Consider the following 16,565-nt stretch of genomic DNA (forward strand, 5'->3'; position numbering starts at 1 on the left):
GGCGGGGGAGACGCCTCGGGACCGCCGCAGCTCGTACCGGTGGTGAGGAGCAGTACGGAGAGAAGCGTGAACGCGGGGCGCGAGGGCGGCATGGCGTCGATCGTTCCAGTCCGGTGCAGTCACCCGCCGGGGCATCCCCCGGGGCGGTCGGCGGGTTGGCCTCGCTGCCTACCGTGTCAGCCATGTGAGCGATCAAGCCGTGGCACCTGATGGTCCTGACCCTCTGCTGTCTTCTGCCGTTGACGGCGGAGCACGACGACTGGCAGCGGTCCCCCGGATCGCCGAGCCGGCGGTCAGGGGACGCCGGGGGCAGGTTAGCGTCGGGGCGTGACCTCCCGATCCCCACGTGTCCTGCCCGCCGAGTCCGGCATCGCCGAGGCCGCCGCCGTGCTACGCGACGGTGGCCTGGTGGCGTTCCCCACCGAGACGGTCTACGGGTTGGGCGCGAACGCGCTCGACGCCCGGGCCGCCGCGCGGATCTTCGAGGCGAAGGCGCGGCCCAGCTTCGACCCCCTGATCACCCACCTGGCCGACACCGCCGACCTGGAGAAGTTGGCCGGTCCGGTGCCGGCGGCGGTCGCCGCGCTGGCCGGGCGATTCTGGCCAGGGCCGCTGACCCTGATCGTGGACCGGCCGGCGGCGATTCCACCCATCGTCACGTCAGGGCTGGACACCATGGCGGTGCGGGTGCCGGACGAGGCGTCCGCGCGGGCGTTGATCCGGGCCGCCGGGGTGCCGGTGGCCGCGCCCAGCGCGAACCGGTTCGGGCAGCTCAGCCCGACCCGGGCCGAACACGTGGTACGAGGGCTGGGCGCGGCGGTGGAGGTGGTGCTCGACGGCGGCCCCACCCGGTGCGGCATCGAGTCGACCATTGTGGACGCGCGGGGTCCGCAGCCGGTGGTGTTGCGGCTCGGTGCGCTCGCCGTGGAGGAACTGGTCGCGGCGGTGGGGCCGGTGCGCGTACGGCCGGGCAACTCCGGGCAGCCGGTTGCGCCGGGGACGCTGGCCGCGCACTACGCGCCGCGTACCCCGTTGCGGGTGGTGTCCGGCGTGGAGCCGCCGCCCGGCGACGGCCGCCGGCGGGGCTTTCTGGCCTTCCAAGAGGCCCCGCCTGCCGGGTACGCGGCGGTCGAGGTGCTCTCGTCCGATGGGGACGTGACGGAGGCCGCCGCCCGACTCTTCGACGCCCTGCACCGGCTCGACGCGGCCGGAGTGACCGAGATCCACGCCGAGCCGGCCCCGGAGGAGGGGGTCGGCCGGGCGATCAACGACCGGCTGCGCCGCGCCGCCGCCACCTGGGACACCGTGGACTGACGCTCGCGTGCATGGGCCCGCCATCCGGGGGTACGGATGTGTGACGACGACCCCCCGGAAAGTGAGGTGTGATCATGCCGACCGCACGCGACATCATGACCGCGGACGTGACCTGCGTCCGCGAACAGGACGACCTGCGCACCGCCGCCAAGCGGATGGCCGAGCTCGGGGTCGGTGCGCTGCCGATCTGCGGCGACGACAACCGGCTCAAGGGCATGCTGACCGACCGCGACATCGTGGTGAAGGTGCTCGCCCAGGCGAAGGACCCGGCCAACGTGACCGCCGGTGAGCTGGCCCAGGGTGAGGCGGTGACGATTGGTGCCGACGACGACGCCACCGAGATCCTGCGCACGATGGGCAAGCACAAGGTACGCCGGCTGCCGGTGATCGACGGGCACCAGCTCGTCGGGATTGTGGCGGTGGCCGACGTGGCCCGGTCGCTACCGGAACGCCCGGTGGGTGACCTGATCGAAGCCATCTCCGAGCGGAGCTGACCCGGATCCACCACCGGTCGCCGCCCGCCGGCTCCGGCCGGCAGGGCGGCGACCGTACGAGGAGACGCCGTTGCGGCGTCAGAACGGCGGCGTCAGCGGCACCGTCTCGCCTCGGGCGATCGTCCGCACCGCCGAGACGAACCCGCGCCGCTTCGCTTCCGCCACGAAGTGCCGCAACGGAGAGCGGAACACCGGGTAGTCGTCGTAGTGGATCGGCACGGTCAGCTTCGGCCGGATCAGCTCCACCACGTCGGCGCCCTGCTTCGCGTCCATGGTGAGCAGGATGCCGGCGATCCGGGTACCGCCCAGGTGGATCAGCATCGCGTCGACGTCGGGGAACCGCCGTGGGATCTCCGCCAGCCGCGCCGTGCGCAGGGTGTCCCCGGTGACGTAGAGGCGGAACCGGTGAGCGCCCGCCCGTTCCAGGTCGATCATCGTACCCATCACCTCGGGTAGCAACCGGTCCAGCGGCCCCGGCCCGTGCTGGCCGGGCAGCGCGGTCAGGCGCAGCGTGCCGTCGCCCCGGCGCAGCTCGCGCGACTGCCAGGTGGGCAGGCCCTCGGCGGCCCCGAACCCCCAGCGGCGCAGCGTTCGGCCGGCCGCCGGGGTGGTGACGATCGGCAGTTCCCGGTCGAGTTCCCGGCGGGCCACCCGGTCGAAGTGGTCGCCGTGCAGGTGGGACAGGACCACCGCGTCCAGGGTGGGTAGCTGCGCGACGGTCAACGCCGGCTCGGTGCTCCGCTTCGACCACAACCCCTTGCCCAGGTACGCCCGCTGCCCCCGGTGCAGGAAATTCGGGTCGGTGAGCAGGGTGAACCCGCCGATCCGCAGCAGCGTCGTCGCGGTGCCGACGAACGTCACCTCAGCTGTGTCCATGGTCATCCCCGGTCCGTACCCTCGATCCGTCGGTCGAAGCCGGTGGCGGGTTGACGCCGGGCGGTGGCGGAAGACGGTCGACCAGCCGGGTGAGGGCCCCGTTGGCGAACGTCGCGCCCAGCGCCGACCCGGCGGCGATGCCCCACCCGACCGGGCCGAGTGGGGTGCAGCCGAAGAACTGGCTGACGCCGGGGGTCTGCACCACTGCGGCCAGCACCCCGATCGAGGCGGCGGTGGAGGCGAGCACGGTCGGAGCGGTTCCACCCGCCAGCACCGTCTGGCCGAGCTGGGTGCCGACCAGCGACACCAGCGCCACCGTGCCGGCCCGACGTTCCCGCCAGCCGGTGTGCCGGGCCAGGGTCCACCCGGCGGTCGCGCCCAGGGTGGTGGCGGCGGCCCGCAGGCTGATCTCCTTGGTCATCGTCTCGCCGAGGGAGGTGTCCGGGCCTTCCCGCAGCAGCCCGTCGGCGTGGTCCGCCCCGGGCGGCCGGACCGCGATGGCCAGCGCCGGCGCGAGGTCGGTGAGCAGGTTCACCAGGAGCAGTTGCCGGGCGGTCAGCGCCGAACGGCCGGTGATGGCGGCGGTCAGCACGCTGAACGCGATCTCGCCGAGGTTGCCGCCGACCAGGATGCTCAGCGCGTGGCGTACCGACGACCACATCGCCCGACCCTCCACCAGGGTGGCGATGATGGTCTCCAGCCGATCGTCGGTGACCACCAGGTCGGCGGCGGCACGGGCGGCGGGGGTGCCCCGCTGGCCGAGAGCGATACCGACGTCGGCCAGCCGGATCGCCGGCGCGTCGTTGGCGCCGTCCCCGGTCATCGCCACCGTTCGACCGTGCTTCTGCAACACCTGGATGATCCGCACCTTGTGCGCGGGGGTGCAGCGGGCCACCACGTCGGTGCGGGACAGCCGCTCGGCGAGGGCGTCGTCGTCGAGCCGGTCCAGTTCGGCGGCGGTGGCCACCCGCTGCTCTTCGTGATCCGGGCTGATGATCGAAGCGATCGCCGCGGCGGTCGCGGGATGATCGCCGGTGATCATGATGGTGTGCACGCCGGCCTGCCGGATCCGGCGCACCGCCGGCGCCGCGGACTCGCGTACCCCGTCGGCCAACGCCACGTAACCGACGAACACCAGGCCGGTCACCCGCTCGTCGGTCACCTGTTCGGCACCCGCGCGGCACTCGGCGACGGCGAGGATGCGGTGTCCCGCCCCGGCCCGGTCGGCGAGCATGGCGTGCAGCCCGTCCCGGCTCTCGTCGTCCAGCGGCTCGTCCCGCCCGTCGGGGGTACGCCACGCGCCGCACCGGGGTAGCACCGTCTCCGGTGCGCCCTTCACGCTGAGCAGCAGCCCGCCGTCGGCGCGTCCGACGGTGGCGTGGTAACCCCGGGACGGCTCGAACGGCAGGCCACCGACCGCCTCCCAGCCGTCCGCACCGGTCCGCTCGGTCACCCCGGCGTCCCGGGCACCGTACCGGACGGCCCGGTCGGTGTGCTGCGGCAACTCGTCCGGGTCATCCGCGTACGGGGTGGCGCGCAACGCGACGGCGAGGATGCTCCGCAACCCGTCGTCGAGTTGGTCCACCGGGGCGTACCGGTCGTCGTCGCCGACCCCGGCCAGCAGCAACCTGCCCTCGGTGAGGGTGCCGGTCTTGTCGAAGCAGAGCACGTCGACCCGGCCCAGCGCCTCGATGGTGCGCGGGTTGCGCACCAGCGCGCCGTGCTCGGCCAGCCGCCGGGCTGCCGCCAGTTGCGCCGCGCTGACCAGGAACGGCAAGCCCTCGGGCACCGACGCCACCGCCAGGTTCGCCGCGGTCGCCGCCGTCTCCGTCAGCGGTACGCCCCGCAGCAGCCCCGTCCCGGCGACCGCGATCGCCGAGCCCGCCGCCAGCGGCACCGCCGCGCTGGTCAGCCGGCCGAGCCGGGCCTCCACCCCGCTGGCCGGGGGCGCCTGCCGGGCCAGCGCCAGGCTGCGGCCGGCTTCGGTGTCGGCGCCGACCGCCACCACCACGGCGGTGCCGTGACCGGCCGCGATGGTGGTGCCCTCGTACAGCATCGAGTGCCGGTCGGCGACGACGGCGGCGACCACCGGCTCGGCCGACTTGTCCACCGGCAGCGACTCCCCGGTCAGCGAGGACTCGTCGGTTTCCAACCCGTCGCCGGTCAGCACCCGGCAGTCCGCCGGCACCGCGTCCCCGGTATTGAGGACGATCACGTCGCCGGGCACCAGGTCGTCGGCGGCGAGCACCTGCTCGGCGCCGTCGCGGCGGACCCGGGCGGTGACCGCCGAGCGGGACAGCAACGCGGCCAGGGACCGTTCGGTGCTGCGCCGGTGCACCGCCCCGACCAGCGCCGACCCGCCCACCACCCCGCCGACCAGGGCGGCGTCGGCCAGCGACCCGACGGCGGCCGACAGCACCGCCCCGGCGGCCAACACCGGGGTGAGCGGATTGGACAGCTCGTCGACGAAGGCGCGCAGCAAACCTCCCGAGCCGGGCGTACCCGTGGGGGTTCCGCCGTGCCGGCGGCGGGCCTCGGCGTCGGTGAGCCCGTCCGGTGTGGTGTCGAGGTGGCGCAGCACCGTCTCCACGGGCATCAGGTGCCAGGCGGTGGTGGCCGGCGCGGGCGTCCCGGTCGGGTCGGGCAACCGGTGCGCCCGCCACACGCCGTGCGCGAAGGCCAACGCGGCGGCCCCGTTCACCGCGGCCAGTGCCCGGCTGGGCAACTGTCTGGGGTCGGCGGTGAACGCGCCGAGCGCGCCGAGCCCGGTGCCGGCCATGGCGAAGTGGATGCTGCGCCGGGTCATCTGTCGGGCCGTCCCCACCGCCTCCATCAGCAACGCCGGGACCCGCAGGTCGGTGCCGACGAGCAGGTGGGCGCCCCAGGGCGGCAGGTCGTCCGGGGCGGCAATGCCGAGCCCACAGTCGGACGCGGCGAGTGCCGCCCGGTCGCCGGAGACCAGCATCACCACCGCGCCGTCGCGTTGCAGGGCACGCACCGAGTCGGCGAGCCGCGCCCCGCCGGGGAGTACGGCGTCGGCGAAGTCGTACCGCCGGGGGTCGTCGGCGGCCACCACCAACCGCAGACCGGCCTGCCGGGCGGCGGTGGGGAGCAGGTCGACACCGGGCGCGGGTTCCGGGGCGACCCGGATGACGGCGGCGAGCCGGCCGGCGTGGGCGAGGCCGAGGAGCAGGCCGCCGCCGGCGCGCAGTCGCCGGCTGTCCGGGGTGTCTCCCGGGTCGTCGGCGTCCAGTCCGCCCAGCGGCCCGAGCCGCCAGCCGTTCTCGTCCCGGACCGCTGCCGGCTCGTCCGGGGTGAAGAGGGCGAACGCGCGGGCCGCGACCTCGCCGGTGTCCGCCCCGGCCAGCGGAGCCAGGTCCGCCAGCACGCCCCGCTCCGAGCCGAGGACGGCGGCGTCCAGCACCACCGTGTCGATCCGGTCGAGTTCCCGCAGCACACTGCGGTCCATCGCGATCACGCCCCGACGGGCCAGTATCCGGCCGAGTTGGGCGGCGTACCCCTCACGGCCGCTGCCCGGGGCCTTGGGCAGCGAGGTCAGGCCGAGCGCGGCGGCCCGTTTCCAGCCGACGAGCGGGAACGCCGCCGCCGTGGCGACCGCGCCGGCCCCGAGCGCCCAGTTGACGTACCGTTCGGCGGGACCGTCCGGCTTCGGGCACGGCCGTTCGGCCGCCGGGGAGCGGGCGACGGCCCGCTCCGGATCCCCGGTCAGTCGCGGCTCGGCCCGGTTCCAGGCGGAGAGTTGCGCCCGGGCCTCACCCCACTGGACCATCCGCTGTACGCCGTCCAGCACGATCCCGGCCCAGCCGCCGGCGAGACCCTGCGCCACCGCCTCGGCCAGCGGGAAGATCACGTCGGCGCGGGGGTCGGCGCGCAGCCCCCGGTCGGCGAGGGCGTGCAGTTTCGGATGCAGGTCGACGGCGGTGAGCAACCCGGACACCTCACCGGGCACCGGGGCGAACGGCAGGATCCGGGTGGCCGCCGAGAGGGTCAGACCCAACGCGTCGGAGACCAGCGCACCCAGCGTGCGGGGGGTGCGCGGCCCCTCCTCGGGCGGGTGCGGCGGCGGGATGTCCGGGTCCGGCTCGTGCGGGCACACCCGTTCCGTTCGGGCCACCGTCGCGATCAGGTCACGCAGCGTCGGCTTCGGCTCCTCGACGGCCACCACCACCCGGCCGGAGGGGGCGTTCACCCGAGCCCAGGCCACCCCGGGTATCCGTTCCAGGGCCTGCTCGACCTGGCGGGCCAGCCGGTCGCCGCCGTCCTGGCAGACGCCGTGCACCTCGATGTGGTGCCGGCCGTTCCGGGACCAGACCCGGCGTTTGGTCAGGCCGGACGCGCGGACCAGCCGGGACGCGACCGCGCCGACGGTACGGGAGGCGTCGACGACCAGGGACGGCACCGGCGGACGCACCTGGTCGGCGAGTCGGCCCAACGTGGTCATCGAGCGGTACGGCCGAGCCGTCGGCCCCGCTCCCCGCCGTCCACGCCGCCGCTGCTGCCGTACGCCATCTCGCCTCCCGCGTTGTCCGGCGGCCTGCCTTCCCACCGTCACGTCCGTTATGCCGCCGGTACGGGGGAAGTTTCCGCAGCCGGTGGGGCATGGACGCCGGTGGCGGTGGAATCCGGGGACGACCGACGAGCAGGGGAGGCCCCGGATGAGCACGATCACGCGACATCTCAGCGGCGGTCACGAGACGGTGCACGCCTACAACCGGCGGGTCGAGGTGCCGGTGCTGGGTGCGGTGGCGGTGCCGCCGCCGGACAAGATCGCCTACTACGCCGGCCTGGGCGTGCTGGCCGCGTTCCAGGTCATCGAGTGGCCGCTGGCGCTGGTGATCACCGCCGGGCACCTCCTTGCCGACCAGCACCTCTCCGGTCTGGTCCGAGGGATCGGCGAGGCGCTGGAATCGGCCTGATGAGAGCTGGCTCACCATTGACCTCAAGTCGGGTTCAGGTCGCAGGCTGAACCCATGTCGATCGAACCGCTCCGGCACGCGACGAGTCGGGACCGCACCATCTGGTACCCGTACCGGCCCGGACGGCCACCGTCGCGTCCGCGGCGGACGCCCGGCTCGCTGGCCGGTCGGTGACGGCCACCGCGTCGGCCGAGGCACCCAGCCCGGTCGCCCACCTGTACGACCCGCGGCTGCGCGCGATGACCGTGGGCATCGTCGCGCTGGTGTCCCTGCTGGCCTTCGAGGCGCTGGCGGTGGGCACCGCGATGCCCACGGTCGCTCGGGCCCTGGACGGGCTGCCCCTCTACGCGCTCGCCTTCGGCGGCACCTTCGCCGCCGGGGTGTTCGCCATGGTGCTCTCCGGCATCTGGTGCGACGTGCGGGGGCCACGGGTGCCGATGTGGAGCGGCGTCGGGCTGTTCGTGGTGGGGTTGCTGCTGGCCGGCAGCGCGGCCGGGATGGGGCAGCTCGTCGTCGGTCGGGCGGTGCAGGGCTTCGGCTCGGGTCTGCTCTCGGTCGCGTTGTACGTCGTGGTCGGGCAGGCGTACCCGGAGCGGTTGCGACGGAAGGTGTTCGCCGCGTTCGCCGCCGCCTGGGTCGTACCGTCACTGGTCGGCCCGGCGCTGGCCGGGCTGATCGTCGAGCACCTGGGCTGGCGGTGGGTCTTTCTCGCCGTACCGGCGGTGGCGGTGCCGGCGGCGCTGCTGGTCCAGCCCGGTCTGCGGGGACTGCGCCCACCGGCCGTGGCGAGGCTGCCCGTCGGGGCGTTGGCGCGGATCGGTTGGGCGGCCGGGGCGGGGGTGAGCGCCGCACTGCTGCACCACGGGGGGCAGCAGCGCGGCGCGTCCGCCGTACCGCTGGTGGTGGCCGCGCTGGTCGGCCTGGCCTGCTGTGCGCCCCGGCTGCTGCCGGCCGGTTTCCTGCGGGCCGGGCGCGGCCTGCCCACGGTGATCGGGCTGCGCGGGCTCGCGGCGGCGGCGTTCGCGGGAGCCGAGGTGGTGATCCCGCTGATGCTCTCCCGGGAACGGGGTTTCTCGCCGACCTCCGCCGGTCTGGTGCTCACCGTCGGCGCGCTGGCCTGGTCGGTGGGCTCCTGGTTGCAGGGACGACTGCCCGCGCCCCGCTCGTCGGCGACATTCCCGCGCGCCGGCCTGGCCTGCGTCACCGTCGGCACGGCCTTGGTCACCCTGTCGGTGTGGCCGGCGCTGCCGGTGGCGGTCGCGGTGTGCGGCTGGGCGGTCGCCGGGGCCGGGATGGGGCTGCTCTACCCGTCGCTGTCGGTGCTCACCCTGGAGCTGTCCGCCCCGCAGGAGCAGGGGCGCAACAGTTCGTCGCTGCAACTGGGCGACTCGCTCTTCGCCGCCACCGTACTGGCGCTCACCGGTGCGGTGCTCGCCGCCGGCCCGGTGCCCGGACCGGGTGAGTACGCCGCGATGCTCGCCGTGGCCGCGTCCTGCGCTCTCCTCGGCCTCATCCTGGCCCCCCGCGTCACCCTGTCACGCTGATCCGCCCTGCCGGTCATGAGATTGGCCGTCCGCGGTGTGGGGGGCGGTGTCAGACGGCAAGTTCATGATCGACGGCTTGATCGGGCGTGACGGAACCGGGCGGGCGGCCAGGATTGGGTGGTGGACTTCCTGACCATCCTGCCGATGGCCGTGGTGATGGTGGCGGGTACGCAGCTGGTGGCAGCGGTCTTCCTGGCCAGCGCGGACCGGCCGCGTCGTGCCTCGGCCGGCTTCCTGGCGGGCGCCGCCGCCGCGGTCGTGCCCGTCACGACGCTCGCCTGGCTGGTCACGAAGGACATCAAGGGCGCGGTCGGCGGCTCCGGCCACCGGGCCGGCCGGAGCCCGGTGGAGACCGCGATCGACGGGGTGGTGCTGGCGCTGCTGGTGGTGCTGGCGGTGGTGGTCTTCCTCCGCCGGCACCGGGCCGGCAGCCCCGGCTGGATGGGCAAGCTCCAGCACGCCGAACCCGGGTACGCCTTCCGGCTCGCGCTGGCCCTGTTCCTGGCGATGCCCTCCGACGACCTCACCATGCTGACCGTCGGGGCCAGCGCCGCTCGGCACGACCTGCCGTGGTGGCACCTGCTGCCGTTCATGCTGCTGACCCTGCTGCTGCTCGCGTCACCCCTGCTCGCGCTGGTGCTGCTCGGACGACGGGCCGCGCGGGTGCTGCCCAGGATCCGTGACTGGGCGTACCACCACTCGTGGATCGTCAGTGAGATCGTCATCGGGTTCTTCATCCTGATCACCGGGGCCGACCTGATGGGGTGAGACGTGCCTCCGTGTCACGATCGGCTCTCCCGATCCGTCGACCGCCCGGAAGGGGTGATGTTCGTGAAGGTTCTGGTGACCGGGGCGACTGGCATGCTGGGACGGGCGGTGCTGCCAAGGTTGCGCGCCGACGGGTTCGACGTACGGGCGACGAGCCGGCGGCCACGCCACGACCCGGGGGCGGACTGGGCGGTGGTGGACCTGGCCACCGGGGCGGGGCTGACCGAGGCGGTGACCGGTGTGGACGCCGTACTGCACCTGGCGTCGCTGCCGAACAGCCGGCACACCCACCGGGTGGACGTGCTCGGCACCCGCCGTCTGGTGCTCGCCGCCGGGCGGGCCGGGGTCGGTCATCTCGTGTACGTCTCGATCGTCGGTGTCGACCGGGTGCCGTACCGCTACTACCGGCACAAGCTGGCGGCCGAACAGGTGATCGCCGCGGGCCCGGTGCCCTGGACGGTGCTGCGCGCCACCCAGTTCCCGCCGTTCCTGGAGGTCCTGCTGCGCGCGGCGAGCCGGTTCGGCCCGGTGGTCGGCGACCCGGCGGTGCTCGCCCAACCCGTCGACCAGCACGAAGTCGCCGGCCGGCTCGCCGAACGGCTCACCGCTGGGCCGCTGCGTGGCGTCGAGGAGTACGGCGGGCCGCAGGTGCTCCGCTTCGACGAGGCGGTACGCGCCTGGCAGGCGGCGCGGGGATCGCACCGTCCGCTGCTGCCGGTGCGGTACCCGGGCCGGCTCGGTCGGGCGCTACGCGAGGGTGGTTTGACCACCACCGCCACCCCGACCGGCACCCGGACCTGGGCCGATCACCTCGCCGACACGTACGGGCGAACCGGCGCGAGATGAAGCTTTTCCTCGTTCGTGTTCGCCATACCGTGACGGCATGCTCATGTTCATCGCCACCGTCATCCTCTACGTCTTCGGGTTCGTCTTCCTGTACGGCGTGATCCGGCTCGCGGTCCGGCACGGCATGGAGGACCTGGAGGCAGGACGTCCGCAGGCGTTGCGCACGGCGCAGAACGCCGCCGCCGCCGACCGCGCGTTCCTGCGTGACAACGCCTTCCTCAGCGGCAACTGACCCCACTCGCCCCACGCGTGGCGCGGCGGGTGGGGCGTCGCGACGGATGGCATCGCGGTATGCGCCAGGTGGCGGTGTCAAGCGCCGCTGAGCCGCCACCTGCCGCGACGGGAGAGCGCGGGCCCGGCGAGAAGCGGCATGGGAGGTGACGCGGACCGTCGGGCGGATGGCAGGATCGCATCCGTGATGGGGACGCTGAAGACCGAACCCGCCCGGAGCCGCCCCGACCTGCTGGCGCCGCCGGTCGCCGCCGCGTTGGCACAGTGGCCGGCGGACGCGCCGATCGACGCGGACGACGTGCTGGTCGCCCCGATCGACGCCGACCTCGCCGACACGGCGGCGTTCTGCGCGACGTACGAGGTGGGGCTGGACGTGTCCGCCAACTGCGTGGTGGTCGCGGGCCGGCGCGAGGGCGGCATCCGCTACGCCGCCTGTGTCGTGCTGGCCACCACCCGCGCCGACGTCAACGGCACCGGCCGACGGACGCTCGACGTACGCAAGGCCAGCTTCGCGCCGATGGCCGACGCGGTGGGCATGACCGGCATGGAGTACGGCGGGATCACCCCGATCGGGCTGCCGGAATCCTGGCCGATCCTGGTCGACGCGCGGGTGATCGCCGCTCCGCACGTGATCGTCGGATCCGGCGTACGACACAGCAAGATCGTCATCCCCGGGCCGGCGCTCGGTGCGCTGCCCGGGGCGACGGTGCTGGAAGGGCTGGCCAAGCCCGTCCAGTGATTGGCGTATGTCAATGTTGTTGCACGTGAAACATCGAACTCCGGCCCCGAGGTCCGCTGTCCCGAGGCGGACCGGTCACTCGGCGGTGGTCTCGCGCTGCGCGACCTCGCGCAGCGCGCCGAGCAACGTCTCCGGCTCCTGCGCGCCGCTGACCGCGTACCTGCCGGCCAGCACGAAGGTCGGCACACTGCGTACGCCGAGCTGGTGGGCGGCGGACAGGTCGGCGGCCACCTCGCGCCGGCCCAGGTTCGACGCCAGGTGTTCCCGGACCTCGGCCCCGTCCAGGCCCGCGTCGACAGCGAGCTCGACCAGGGCGTCCCGCGAACCGATGTCCACGCCGTCGGCGAAGTGCGCCCGATAGAGCGCCTCGACGACCTGCCCGGCGCGCCTCCGCGCGGCGGCGAACCGGATCAGTCGGTGCGCCTCGAAGGTGTTGGCGTACACCGCGCGGTCGAAGCGCATCTCCAGGCCCACGCCGGCCGCGACCTGCGTCACCTGGGCGGCCGCCGCCTCGGCCCGCTGCGGGCCGCCGAACTTGTCGGCCAGCGCGTCGAGCAACGGGCGGGGCTCGGTGACCGGCGCCGGGTCGAGCTGGAACGGCCGGTACGTGACGGTCACCTCGCCGTCGTACGACTCCAGGGCCCGCTCCAGCCGGCGCTTGCCGATCCAGCACCAGGGGCACACCACGTCGGCGTAGATCTCGATCTCCATGGTCGAGATGAACGCCGAGGTCAACCGGCTTGTTCCCGGACCTGACGCTGGAGCCGGGCGAGGATCGCCATGCCGCCGCGTACCCGCAATGGGCTGATCGCCTGGGCCAACCCCATCCGCTGATACAGATCGCCGGGCACGGCCAACACCTCGGCGACGCTCGCCCCGGCCAACCCCTCGGCGAGGATGCCGGCGAAGGCTCGGGTGGTCGGCGCCTCGGGCGGACAGTCGAAGACCGTACTGACCGTGCCGTCCGGGTTCACCTCGGCCCGCAGGAAGAAGGCGGTCTGGCACTCGGGCACCTGCTCCAGGTCGTCCCGGTCCGTCCCGGCCGGCAGCGGCGGAATGACGTCGGCGTAGTCGAGCAGCATCTCCAGCACCACGTCGCGCGGCGCGGCGGCGAACTCCTCGACGATCTCGGCCAGCTTCGTCGGCATCTCGGGCATCCCGCCAGGTTACGCCGCGCCCAGCAGTCGATCGGGCCGCGCCTTTCGGACGCGGCCCGGCCGGTCAGCCGTTCGGCGCGGCCTCGCTGATCTCGGCGAGCGCCGAGTTGGGATCGAGCTGCCTGGCCATGTCACCGAGGGAGACGATGCCGACCAGCTTGCGATCGCTGTCGCAGACCAGCACCCGCCGGATGTTCCGTTCGCGCATCAGCGCGGCGGCCTCCGCCGCCGTGCAGTGCTGTTCGATCATCACCACCTCGCGGGTGACGATCGAACCGATGGTGGTCGCCGCCGGGTCGCTGCGCTCGGCGACCGCCCGCACCACGATGTCCCGGTCGGTGAGCAGCCCGGCGAGGGTGGCGCCGTCGGTGACCACCACGTCGCCGATGTCCGCCTCCTTCATCACCCGCGCCGCCTCGTCGAGGGTGGTCTCGGCGGGCAGGTAGACCACCTGCTTCGTCATCACGTCACTGACCCGGAACATGGCAGCCTCCACTACACCAACGTCGATCCCGTTGCGGTACCCCGTGGCGTGTCGGCTACACCCCGTTGCGGGGATGCTCGAGCACCTACCCGTCGGAGCCGCTACCGGGTCCGCAGCAGCGCGGTCGAGGTACGAAGCAACATCAGCGCAGCGTACGGTCGGGGTCGCCGGCCGGCGATCCGAATACCGTCCGCCCCGGCGATTCTGTTCCGATGTGACGGCAACCCCGGCGGCCCGCACCGGCGTCTGGGGGGTCGTCGGAAACCCTCTACCAGGATCGGCTTGTGTGGACCCGCTGCTGAGTGAGTTCGACTTGTTCGTCCGTACCCGGACACCGGCGTTGCTGCGGTCGGCGTACCTGCTGACCGGGGACCAGCACCTGGCCGAGGATCTGGTGCAGTCGGCGTTGGCCCGCACCCACCGGTCGTGGAGCCGGCTGTACGACACGGGCAACGCCGAGGCGTACACCCGTAAGACCATGTACCACCTACAGGTTTCCTGGTGGCGCCGCCGTCGCGTCGCCGAGGCGGTGACCGGTGAGCTGCCCGAGCCCCGGCGGCACGACGGCGACCATGCCAGTCAGACCACCCTGCGCCTCACCCTGCGGGCCGCACTGGCCCGGCTCTCCGCGAAGCAGCGCGCCGTGCTGGTGCTGCGCTTCTTCGAGGACCGCAGCGAAGCCGAGGCCGCCGAGATGCTCGGCGTCACCGTCGGCACCGTCAAGAGCCAGACCTCCAAGGCCCTGGCGAAGTTGCGGGCCGTCGCACCGGAACTCGCCGACCTGTACGTCCTGGAAGGAAGCGCCCGATGAACGACCAGCGTCTCCGGCTGGACCTGGCCGATCTGGCCGAGGAGGCCACCCCGGTCGACCTGCGCGACCGTGTCCTGCGCACGTCACGCCGGCTCGGCATCCGCCGGGCGGTCGCCAGCTCGGCCGCGGCGGTGGCGCTGCTCGGCGCGGCCACCGGCACCGCCTTCGCGATCCAGCCGGGCGTCACCCCGGACCCGACGCCCGGCAATCCCCCGCCCGTCGCCGCCAGCCCCAGCCCCGCGGACCGGTGGGTGAACGTGGGGCGGGTCTTCTACCTCCCGACGGTCAGCGACCAGGCCAGCATCCCGCTGTCGGCCTGGCGGCCGGGGGGTGAGCTCAGCACACTGGTCGACCTGCCCGGATCGGTGCTGGGGACCAACGCGGCGGTCTCCCCCGACGGCACGCGGGTGGCGTGGGTCCAGGACACCGAACTCATGCTGGCCGATGTGGACGGACCGGGTCGGCGGGTGGTCACCGCGCGTGTGGAGGGGGGGAGCTGCTGGGGGCCGTCCTGGTCACCCGACTCCCAGGCGCTCACCGTGGCCGTCTCGCACAAACCGGGTGTTCCGCTCGCGCTGCTGCACGGTTTGGTCGACATCAGGACGGGCACGTTCACCAGCCTCAAGATCGAGGCGGACAGCTGCCACCCGGTCTGGTCCGCGGACGGTCGGTTCCTCGCGTACACCGACGGCAAGGGCCAGGTGGTCGTCACGAACCGGAAGAGCATGGCGACCCGTGTGGTGCCGAGACTGGGGGGCGGCAACCACTACTACAGCTACGACGTGGCCAGCCTGTCGCCGGACGGCTCGCGGGTTGCGTTGCTGCGGATCGACTACAAGCAGGAAGGCGGGGACACCGGTCGGAACCTGAGCGTCAACATGATCCTCGACACGCGTACCGGCGCGAGCGTCGCGCTGCCGCTGGGTGGGCGGAAGTTGCTCCAGGCGTACTTCCTGCCGGACGACAGGCTGGTGGCGCGGGTGAGTGGGACGGACGGCACCCGCCTTCTGCTGATCGACTCCGACGGGCGCCGGGTCACCGAGGCGGTTGAGCCCGCAGCGCTGCGGAACCACCAGATCCTCGCCGTCACCTCGTCCTGACCGGCAAGACGCCCGGTGCGACGGCGGGTGACGGTTGCCGGCAGAGGTCATTGTCACGTGTCGGACATCGGCGTCGTCTCCGGCAACCCTCCCCGACCGGACAACCGTCTGGGAGGTATCAGCAACCGATGCCGGAGGCGACGCGATGACCATCGACCTGTCCGACCGTACCGCCCGTCCCGCGCGGCACCGCACCGGTCGGTACGCGATGACCGCGGCCGCCGCGGTGCTGGTGATCGTCGTCGGCCTGGCCTACCTGCCCGGCGTACGCCGGTCCGCAGCCGCGCCGTCCGCCGCTCCCGTTCCGATCCTGCCGGCGACCACACCACCATCGTCCGCCGGGCCGGCCGGATCCGCCTCGGCCCCACCGGCTGCCGCCGTCACCCCGACCGGCGACCCGTCGGCGATCGGTCGGATCTTCTACCTGCCGGCCGAACACCTCGCCGGTCGGGAGGTCCGGCTACGGTCGTGGCGGCCCGGGCAGAAGCCGCAGACCCTGGCCGCGCTGCCGCAGGTGGCGGCGCTGGCCAACGCGAGCGTCTCGCCGGACGGCCGGCGGGTCGCCTGGGTGGACCCCGAACGGGCGGCCACCCTCTTCGTGGCGGACGTGGACGGCTCGCGGAAGCGGGCGCTGGCCCGGCACGTGGACCAGTTCTGCGTCACGCCGACCTGGTCGCCGGACTCGCAACACCTGCTGTTCCGGGCGGCCGACCCGATGGGTACCCCCGGCCGGTTCGGGGTGGTGGACACCCGCGCCCGCAGGGACGCGGTCCGGTGGTGGGACGTCGAACCGCAGGCGTGCCACGCGCTCTGGTCCGCCGACGGTCGGACCATCGCCATGAACAGCGCCACCGGGGTGACCCTGTTCGGCCCGGACGGCACCAGCCCTCGCCCGGTTCCGCACCTGTCCGGTCCCGCGCCCTGGCGCTGCACCCACATCGCCAGTCTCTCCCCAGACGGCAGCCGGATCGCGCTGTTCCGTACCCGACCCGACGAGCAGGCGGGAGAGGTCGGCCGGATGCTCATGGTCAACGCGGTGCTCCAGACGCGGACCGGGCGGGAGATCACGCTGCCGACCGGGGGCCGGGAGATCCGGCAGGCGTACTTCCGGCCGGACGGTTTGCTGGTGCTGCGGGTACGCGCAGGAACCGGCTACGCGCTGCTGCTGGTGGACCGGGCCGGGCGTCAGGTCTCTGCCGTCATCGAGTCCGCTGACTGGCGGGACTGGCAGATCGTGGCGGTCACCGGGTAGGTGGCCCGCCTG

At 73.6% G+C, this 16,565-nt stretch carries 16 protein-coding genes; 11 read left to right on the forward strand and 5 right to left on the reverse strand.

All coding sequences use genetic code 11. From position 1 onward, the window contains the following. Positions 1-351: 351 nt before the first annotated feature. On the forward strand, positions 352-1,314 hold the full coding sequence (locus tag E1182_RS12975; RefSeq protein WP_132264563.1) for an L-threonylcarbamoyladenylate synthase: 963 nt from the start codon (positions 352-354) through the stop codon (positions 1,312-1,314). 74 nt (positions 1,315-1,388) lie between these two features. After that, positions 1,389-1,808, forward strand: coding sequence for a CBS domain-containing protein (locus tag E1182_RS12980; RefSeq protein WP_132264515.1), 420 nt, complete (start codon positions 1,389-1,391; stop codon positions 1,806-1,808). Positions 1,809-1,886: 78 nt separating this feature from the next. Here the strand turns inward: E1182_RS12980 and E1182_RS12985 are convergent, their stop codons facing one another. Continuing rightward, entirely contained in the window at positions 1,887-2,690 is an 804-nt protein-coding gene (locus E1182_RS12985; RefSeq protein WP_132264517.1) for an MBL fold metallo-hydrolase, read from the reverse strand. Beyond that, positions 2,671-7,146 (reverse strand): HAD-IC family P-type ATPase, encoded by a 4,476-nt coding sequence (locus E1182_RS12990; protein ID WP_132264520.1) that lies wholly within the window; start codon positions 7,144-7,146, stop codon positions 2,671-2,673. The genes E1182_RS12985 and E1182_RS12990 overlap by 20 nt, the downstream gene beginning before the upstream one ends. 214 nt (positions 7,147-7,360) lie before the next feature. Between E1182_RS12990 and E1182_RS12995 the strand changes: the two genes are divergently transcribed. From E1182_RS12995 to E1182_RS13020, 6 genes are all read left to right on the forward strand, one after another. Next, positions 7,361-7,621 (forward strand): hypothetical protein, encoded by a 261-nt coding sequence (locus E1182_RS12995; RefSeq protein WP_132264522.1) that lies wholly within the window; start codon positions 7,361-7,363, stop codon positions 7,619-7,621. Positions 7,622-7,791: 170 nt separating this feature from the next. Then, positions 7,792-9,165 carry an MFS transporter gene (locus tag E1182_RS13000; RefSeq protein ID WP_243706197.1) on the forward strand — a complete coding sequence of 458 codons (1,374 nt, stop codon included), beginning with the start codon at positions 7,792-7,794 and terminating at the stop codon, positions 9,163-9,165. Positions 9,166-9,285: 120 nt separating this feature from the next. Next, entirely contained in the window at positions 9,286-9,933 is a 648-nt protein-coding gene (locus E1182_RS13005) for a GAP family protein (RefSeq protein WP_165942597.1), read from the forward strand. Positions 9,934-9,990: 57 nt separating this feature from the next. Then, positions 9,991-10,779, forward strand: coding sequence for an SDR family oxidoreductase (locus tag E1182_RS13010; protein WP_243706198.1), 789 nt, complete (start codon positions 9,991-9,993; stop codon positions 10,777-10,779). A 37-nt stretch (positions 10,780-10,816) separates the two neighbouring features. Beyond that, positions 10,817-11,011, forward strand: a complete 195-nt coding sequence (locus E1182_RS13015; protein WP_132264527.1) for a hypothetical protein — start codon at positions 10,817-10,819, stop codon at positions 11,009-11,011. Between the two features lie 186 nt (positions 11,012-11,197). Continuing rightward, positions 11,198-11,749 carry a YbaK/EbsC family protein gene (locus E1182_RS13020; RefSeq protein WP_132264571.1) on the forward strand — a complete coding sequence of 184 codons (552 nt, stop codon included), beginning with the start codon at positions 11,198-11,200 and terminating at the stop codon, positions 11,747-11,749. 75 nt (positions 11,750-11,824) lie between these two features. Here the strand turns inward: E1182_RS13020 and E1182_RS13025 are convergent, their stop codons facing one another. The 3 genes from E1182_RS13025 to E1182_RS13035 all read right to left on the reverse strand — a co-directional run bounded on the left by E1182_RS13025 (position 11,825) and on the right by E1182_RS13035 (position 13,390). Then, positions 11,825-12,460, reverse strand: a complete 636-nt coding sequence (locus E1182_RS13025) for a DsbA family oxidoreductase (protein WP_132264529.1) — start codon at positions 12,458-12,460, stop codon at positions 11,825-11,827. Between the two features lie 20 nt (positions 12,461-12,480). Then, positions 12,481-12,906: a SufE family protein gene (locus E1182_RS13030; RefSeq protein WP_132264531.1), complete on the reverse strand. Its 426-nt coding sequence runs from the start codon at positions 12,904-12,906 to the stop codon at positions 12,481-12,483. 64 nt (positions 12,907-12,970) lie between these two features. Further along, on the reverse strand, positions 12,971-13,390 hold the full coding sequence (locus E1182_RS13035) for a CBS domain-containing protein (protein WP_132264533.1): 420 nt from the start codon (positions 13,388-13,390) through the stop codon (positions 12,971-12,973). A 286-nt stretch (positions 13,391-13,676) separates the two neighbouring features. Here E1182_RS13035 and E1182_RS13040 point away from each other — a divergent pair, with 286 nt between their 5' ends. From E1182_RS13040 to E1182_RS31675, 3 genes are all read left to right on the forward strand, one after another. Further along, complete coding sequence (locus E1182_RS13040; RefSeq protein ID WP_132264536.1) at positions 13,677-14,201, forward strand: SigE family RNA polymerase sigma factor; 525 nt, start codon at positions 13,677-13,679, stop codon at positions 14,199-14,201. Beyond that, positions 14,198-15,301 carry a hypothetical protein gene (locus tag E1182_RS13045; protein WP_132264538.1) on the forward strand — a complete coding sequence of 368 codons (1,104 nt, stop codon included), beginning with the start codon at positions 14,198-14,200 and terminating at the stop codon, positions 15,299-15,301. Before E1182_RS13040 ends, E1182_RS13045 begins: the two co-directional genes overlap by 4 nt. 145 nt (positions 15,302-15,446) lie before the next feature. Continuing rightward, entirely contained in the window at positions 15,447-16,553 is a 1,107-nt protein-coding gene (locus E1182_RS31675; protein WP_207921384.1) for a hypothetical protein, read from the forward strand. Positions 16,554-16,565: the final 12 nt, after the last annotated feature.

It is taken from the genome of Micromonospora sp. KC721 (genome assembly GCF_004348355.1).
Taxonomy (GTDB): Bacteria; Actinomycetota; Actinomycetes; order Mycobacteriales; family Micromonosporaceae; genus Micromonospora.

Bases quoted from the DNA above. Each gene is read 5' to 3' on its own strand.
- E1182_RS12980 (WP_132264515.1), top strand. From the start codon at position 1,389: ATGCCGACCGCACGCGACATCATGACCGCGGACGTGACCTGCGTCCGC.
- E1182_RS12985 (WP_132264517.1), bottom strand. From the start codon at position 2,690: ATGACCATGGACACAGCTGAGGTGACGTTCGTCGGCACCGCGACGACG.
- E1182_RS12990 (WP_132264520.1), bottom strand. From the start codon at position 7,146: ATGACCACGTTGGGCCGACTCGCCGACCAGGTGCGTCCGCCGGTGCCG.
- E1182_RS12995 (WP_132264522.1), top strand. From the start codon at position 7,361: ATGAGCACGATCACGCGACATCTCAGCGGCGGTCACGAGACGGTGCAC.
- E1182_RS13010 (WP_243706198.1), top strand. From the start codon at position 9,991: ATGTTCGTGAAGGTTCTGGTGACCGGGGCGACTGGCATGCTGGGACGG.
- E1182_RS13015 (WP_132264527.1), top strand. From the start codon at position 10,817: ATGCTCATGTTCATCGCCACCGTCATCCTCTACGTCTTCGGGTTCGTC.
- E1182_RS13020 (WP_132264571.1), top strand. From the start codon at position 11,198: ATGGGGACGCTGAAGACCGAACCCGCCCGGAGCCGCCCCGACCTGCTG.
- E1182_RS13025 (WP_132264529.1), bottom strand. From the start codon at position 12,460: ATGGAGATCGAGATCTACGCCGACGTGGTGTGCCCCTGGTGCTGGATC.
- E1182_RS13030 (WP_132264531.1), bottom strand. From the start codon at position 12,906: ATGCCCGAGATGCCGACGAAGCTGGCCGAGATCGTCGAGGAGTTCGCC.
- E1182_RS13035 (WP_132264533.1), bottom strand. From the start codon at position 13,390: ATGTTCCGGGTCAGTGACGTGATGACGAAGCAGGTGGTCTACCTGCCC.
- E1182_RS13045 (WP_132264538.1), top strand. From the start codon at position 14,198: ATGAACGACCAGCGTCTCCGGCTGGACCTGGCCGATCTGGCCGAGGAG.
- E1182_RS31675 (WP_207921384.1), top strand. From the start codon at position 15,447: ATGACCATCGACCTGTCCGACCGTACCGCCCGTCCCGCGCGGCACCGC.